Annotated in this window: 6 protein-coding genes; all 6 read right to left on the bottom strand. The window is 38.2% G+C overall.

Annotation, left to right across the window (positions count from 1 at the left end):
- Window positions 1-148: 148 nt before the first annotated feature.
- Window positions 149-712 carry a TMEM175 family protein gene (locus J2S23_RS11175; RefSeq protein WP_307122780.1) on the bottom strand — a complete coding sequence of 188 codons (564 nt, stop codon included), beginning with the start codon at window positions 710-712 and terminating at the stop codon, window positions 149-151.
- Between the two features lie 93 nt (window positions 713-805).
- Window positions 806-1405 carry a flavodoxin gene (locus J2S23_RS11170; RefSeq protein ID WP_307122779.1) on the bottom strand — a complete coding sequence of 200 codons (600 nt, stop codon included), beginning with the start codon at window positions 1403-1405 and terminating at the stop codon, window positions 806-808.
- Window positions 1406-1451: 46 nt separating this feature from the next.
- Window positions 1452-1865, bottom strand: a complete 414-nt coding sequence (locus J2S23_RS11165; RefSeq protein WP_307122778.1) for a flavodoxin family protein — start codon at window positions 1863-1865, stop codon at window positions 1452-1454.
- Window positions 1866-1900: 35 nt separating this feature from the next.
- Complete coding sequence (locus J2S23_RS11160) at window positions 1901-2755, bottom strand: aldo/keto reductase (RefSeq protein WP_307122777.1); 855 nt, start codon at window positions 2753-2755, stop codon at window positions 1901-1903.
- A 28-nt stretch (window positions 2756-2783) separates the two neighbouring features.
- The gene (locus tag J2S23_RS11155) at window positions 2784-3653 is read right to left on the bottom strand and encodes an SDR family oxidoreductase (RefSeq protein ID WP_307122776.1); all 870 of its coding nucleotides are present in this window, start codon (window positions 3651-3653) and stop codon (window positions 2784-2786) included.
- 11 nt (window positions 3654-3664) lie between these two features.
- Entirely contained in the window at window positions 3665-4072 is a 408-nt protein-coding gene (locus J2S23_RS11150) for a nuclear transport factor 2 family protein (RefSeq protein WP_307122775.1), read from the bottom strand.
- Window positions 4073-4531: the final 459 nt, after the last annotated feature.

The raw sequence follows: 4531 nt of genomic DNA, 5'->3' as shown, positions 1-4531 counted from the left end.
TGGAGTTTTTTGGTATAACCAGCGATGCGCACCCGCATAGCGGGTGGTTTATTTGTTTCGCACCTGCGGAGCGAAACGGACTTAAAGTCACATAATACAAAAAAGTATGGTTCGATTGAAAACCATACTTTTCTTTATTTTATGAATATTACTGACGAATCGCTCTTGGTATGACAATAACGACTGCTGTAAAAAGAACGGCCCACATCATTGCTGATGGGAATACTGTTAAGGTCAAGACCAGACCTACTAGTTTTATCACAATATCAACTATTCCAGCTCTATCTAGAATATTAAAATGCCCTGACTTTACAGTCTCTGGATTTAAATGTTGCAACTCACGATACATCCAGACATTGCAGGCTGTTACAAGTAGCACTATCAAACCGTACAAGGTCTGGGCTACTGGGTTATTAAAATCAGCAGAAACAAGGGCTGTTGTATAAGGGAAAAAGGAGGAGAAAAAAAGTAGAACAATCGAACTCCAAACCAAATTGGTATTGATTTTATTGACCACATCCCAACTTCGATGCAGATTAACCCACATGGTTCCCAACCAGAAGAAAGAAATGGTGTAGGCGAAAAAATTGGTCCGCAAATCCCATAGAGCCTGCCAGCTAATCTGATCCGGCCGTTCTAATTCCAAAACTAAAATCGTCATGATAATTGCCAAGACGGCATCTGTAAAAGCAATTAATCGCTCTTTTGACATTAAATACATGTTCACTTCTCCTTAATAAGGAGTATTATACCAAAATTTATTTCTTTTGAGAATAAAGAGTTGTTCTCTCTTTCCATAGAAATCTTAATATCCTATCTCAGTAAGCCATTCAGCTACTTCTGAGCTTGTAGCTGATGAACTAAACCGTTGCCCTTCTTCCCAGTTGCCTGTTCCTGCCATCTCTGCTAGTAAATTTCCACTTTCCCCTAAATCAGAGCTAGTAGATGTCGCAAATGGAATGACTGTTTTTCCTGAAAAGTCATTTTCTTCAACGAAATCATTGATAGGCCAGGCAGCTTCTTGCCACCAAATAGGATAGCCAATAAAAATAACATCATAATCTGCCCAGTTTTCAGGAGTCACTACTTCCAAAGGCGTTTCCCGTTGGGACTCATTGAAATACTCTTGGACGACACGACTATTTTCTTCTGTCCAATTCAAATCAGCCTCGCTATATGGATTCTGTGGTTTGATTTCAAATAGATTTCCACCTGTTTCAAAAGCGATATCTTGGGCAATCGTGGCTGTATTTCCAGAGGCGAAAAAATAAGCAACAAGAATTATTTGACTATCATCTGCCGAACTGGCTTCTTGACTGGATTCCGCCGTTTGACTGCTAGCTGTCTCACTTGTTTGCGTACTTTGCTTACCACTGCTACATGCAACAAGAACAAAAGCTGTCAAAAAACCTAGTAAACATAAGTTTAGCTTCTTTATGAACCTTTCCCACTTACCTAGTTATCATACCCTTGTAGTCCATTCCATACAAGCCGGCATAACGGCTCATGGTGTAGTTTCCCATATCAAGAACTTCCTGCGTCGGAGCTGAGCCTTGAAAGATGAAATACAACACTTTTCCGATGAGCTGATCTTCGACACGATTATACTGTCGATCCAGGAAATTCCGTACCAAACCATTGATGCTATGCCAATAGACTGGTGAGCCAATCACAATTGTATCTGCTTCAAATAGCTTTGCTAGCACTTCTTCAAATTGATCATCTGAGAAATCTTGTCCGTAATCATAAATTTTATAATCTGCTAGATGAAGCGTTTCAAAAGATTGATCTCCTAGTAATTTTTTGGCTAAAGCGACGGTATTGCCATTTTTATTGGGACTACCGTTTATAAATAATATTGTCATCCCACTTTCTCCTTATCTACCGCACCTTATACCTATTAAAATGATTTTCCAACAAAGCTTGCCAAAAGTTCAACTGTTTTAGCTTCGTGATGATCCGAGAAGACAGTTGTGTTCGTGTTAAGAGTCACAATTTTGTCCATATCTTCTGCTGATAATTCAAAATCAAAGATGTCAAAGTTTTGACGGACACGTTCTGGATTGGCTGATTTTGAAAGGGAGACAATGCCACGTTGCAACTGCCAACGAAGCATAACTTGTGCTGTTGTTTTACTGTATTTTTCTGCAATTTCTTTTAAAACTGGATTATTAAAAACATCAAATTGTCCTTCAGCAAAAGCGCCCCAACTCTCTGTTTGCACCCCTTTTGAGAGCATATAGGCTTGCTCATCTTCTTTTTGGTTGAAAACGTGGAGTTCAATCTGATTGACAGCTGGAGTAACTTCATTAAAGGCAGCAAGGTTAGCTAATTGATCGGGTTTAAAGTTTGAAACTCCAATCGCTTTGATTTTTCCTTCTTTATAAAGTTCTTCTAAGGCACGCCAAGCACCAAAAATATCCCCGAAAGGTTGGTGTAAAAGATAAAGATCAATATAGTCCAAATCTAATTTACGCAAGGATTCATTAAAAGCGTCTTTAGCAGCTTCATAGCTAAAGTCAGAAATCCAAAGTTTGGTTGTGATAAAGAGCTCCTCACGGGGAACACCTGAGGCCTTGATAGCTTTTCCGACCGCTTCTTCATTACCATAAACTTGGGCAGTGTCAATCAAACGATAGCCCGTTTTAATCGCTTCTTCTACAACTATCTGCGTTGTTTTGGCATCATGGATTTGGAAAACTCCAAATCCAACCATAGGCATTTTGATTCCGTTGTTAAGTGTTGTGTACTGCATTTTTTACCTCATTTTTTATCTATTTGCATTATCCAAAGGGATAGGTTGATTGTCCTAAAAGCCCACTTTGCTTCCAGTCACTAGTTAGGCCATAGTCTGCATAAATTTCTTGACCTGAGATATAAGATGCCATTTGGCTTCCTAAAAATACCATTGGTTGAGCTATTTGTTCAGGTGTAGCTAAAAATCCATCCCAAGGTTCTAAAAAGATTGAACTGATCAAAGCGCGTCCTTCTTGTACGTTACCAGTCTGACTAGCACCTTTATCAAACTGGACTGTCAACGGTGTTTCAACCGATCCTGGTCCCAAAACATTGATACGAATTTTACGACTAGTAAATCGCTTATCCATAGCTTTGGAAGCTACGTAAGCCATAATACATTGTTTACTAAAACCATAAGCATTTGTAAGAGCGTACAATTCTTCATGGTTCCCATACCATGAAACTGCCTGATTCCAATCATCAATGTCTATTAAAGTTTTGATTTCCAGATAATGTGGCTCCCAACCATATCCTCCAGCCGAAGAAATATAAGTAATGGAGCCAAAATCACTCATTTTTGGCAACAAGGCCTCGGTCATGTATTTTTGGCCATAAAAATTAACCAGTTGTACAAATAAAGGTGTCCCCAAGTTTTGTGCAATGCCGTGGCAAGAAAAGAATGCATAAATATCACTTGGCAGCTGCTCTACAAGCCCATCAATTGCATCTTTATCGCCTAGATTAGCTTGATAACTTGCTTCAACAGGCAAATCCACGAGATTAACATCAACGGCATGAACCTTGGCACCCAGTTTCAGTAGCAACTCAACTGTCGCACGTGCCATACCACTTGCTGCTCCTGTAACAACAACGGTCTTCCCTTGATAACCAAAAAGATTTTCTAAATTCATCATACTCCCTCTTTCTATTCAAAAAATATGCCTTCCGATGCCAGTTGATAGGATTCATAATCCGTAGCAATTCGTGTAAAGGTTTCTGCTGCTAATTGCCAACCAAAGTCAGACTGATTATAAATTTCAGTTACGACAAATGGATTTTGCACCTCTTGACCGTTTACTTCAACTGTTAAAATCAGTCGTTTATATATAATTGCCGTTTGACCGTAATCTTCGAGACGCTCTTCTGCAATAGCCACATCTTTATAAATAAAGGCTTTCTTATCAAAAGCAGTTAACTCCCCATGTTTGGTAAATGTTATTCCCATATGTACGAATCGAGCATTGTCTGCAATAAGATCTTTTATAGAATTTGTATCATTACAAGCAAAAGCTTGACTAATCTGTTTTGAAATATCCTGAACTGGATGAGTCAATGTTTTCTCCTTTTTGTAGTATTGCAACGATCAGTCGTTTTATAAATTCATTTTAAAGTGAAATCTCTTTTAGGAAAACTACTATTATTCTATACTAGTATTCACAAATGTTATACTGGTATTCAATGAAAATCAAAAATAGTCTCGGAAGCGAAGCCGAAGGTAAAATACTGCTCCTCATTACTTTCAAGGGAGTAGTCTAAAAAGTTCTACTGGTGCTTTTTACTCACCAAGGCAAGTTGACAACGGATAGTTTTAATTTGCGACAGAAATAAACTATTCAACAAAAAGACTCAGATACATTTCCCATAATTCTGAATCTTTTCATTCACATTCTAAATATAAATTAAATATTTTTTTCAAAGGCATATTGTCAAGTCAAGTGCAACACGTTCGATACTGAATTAGAATGCCTTTGTTTAGGCTGTTTGGGCTTGCACAAACAGAAAATTTGCGGTT

The organism is Streptococcus moroccensis (genome assembly GCF_030812835.1).
GTDB classification, from domain to species: domain Bacteria; phylum Bacillota; class Bacilli; order Lactobacillales; family Streptococcaceae; genus Streptococcus; species Streptococcus moroccensis.
This window is presented reverse-complemented; position numbering and strand designations above follow the sequence as displayed.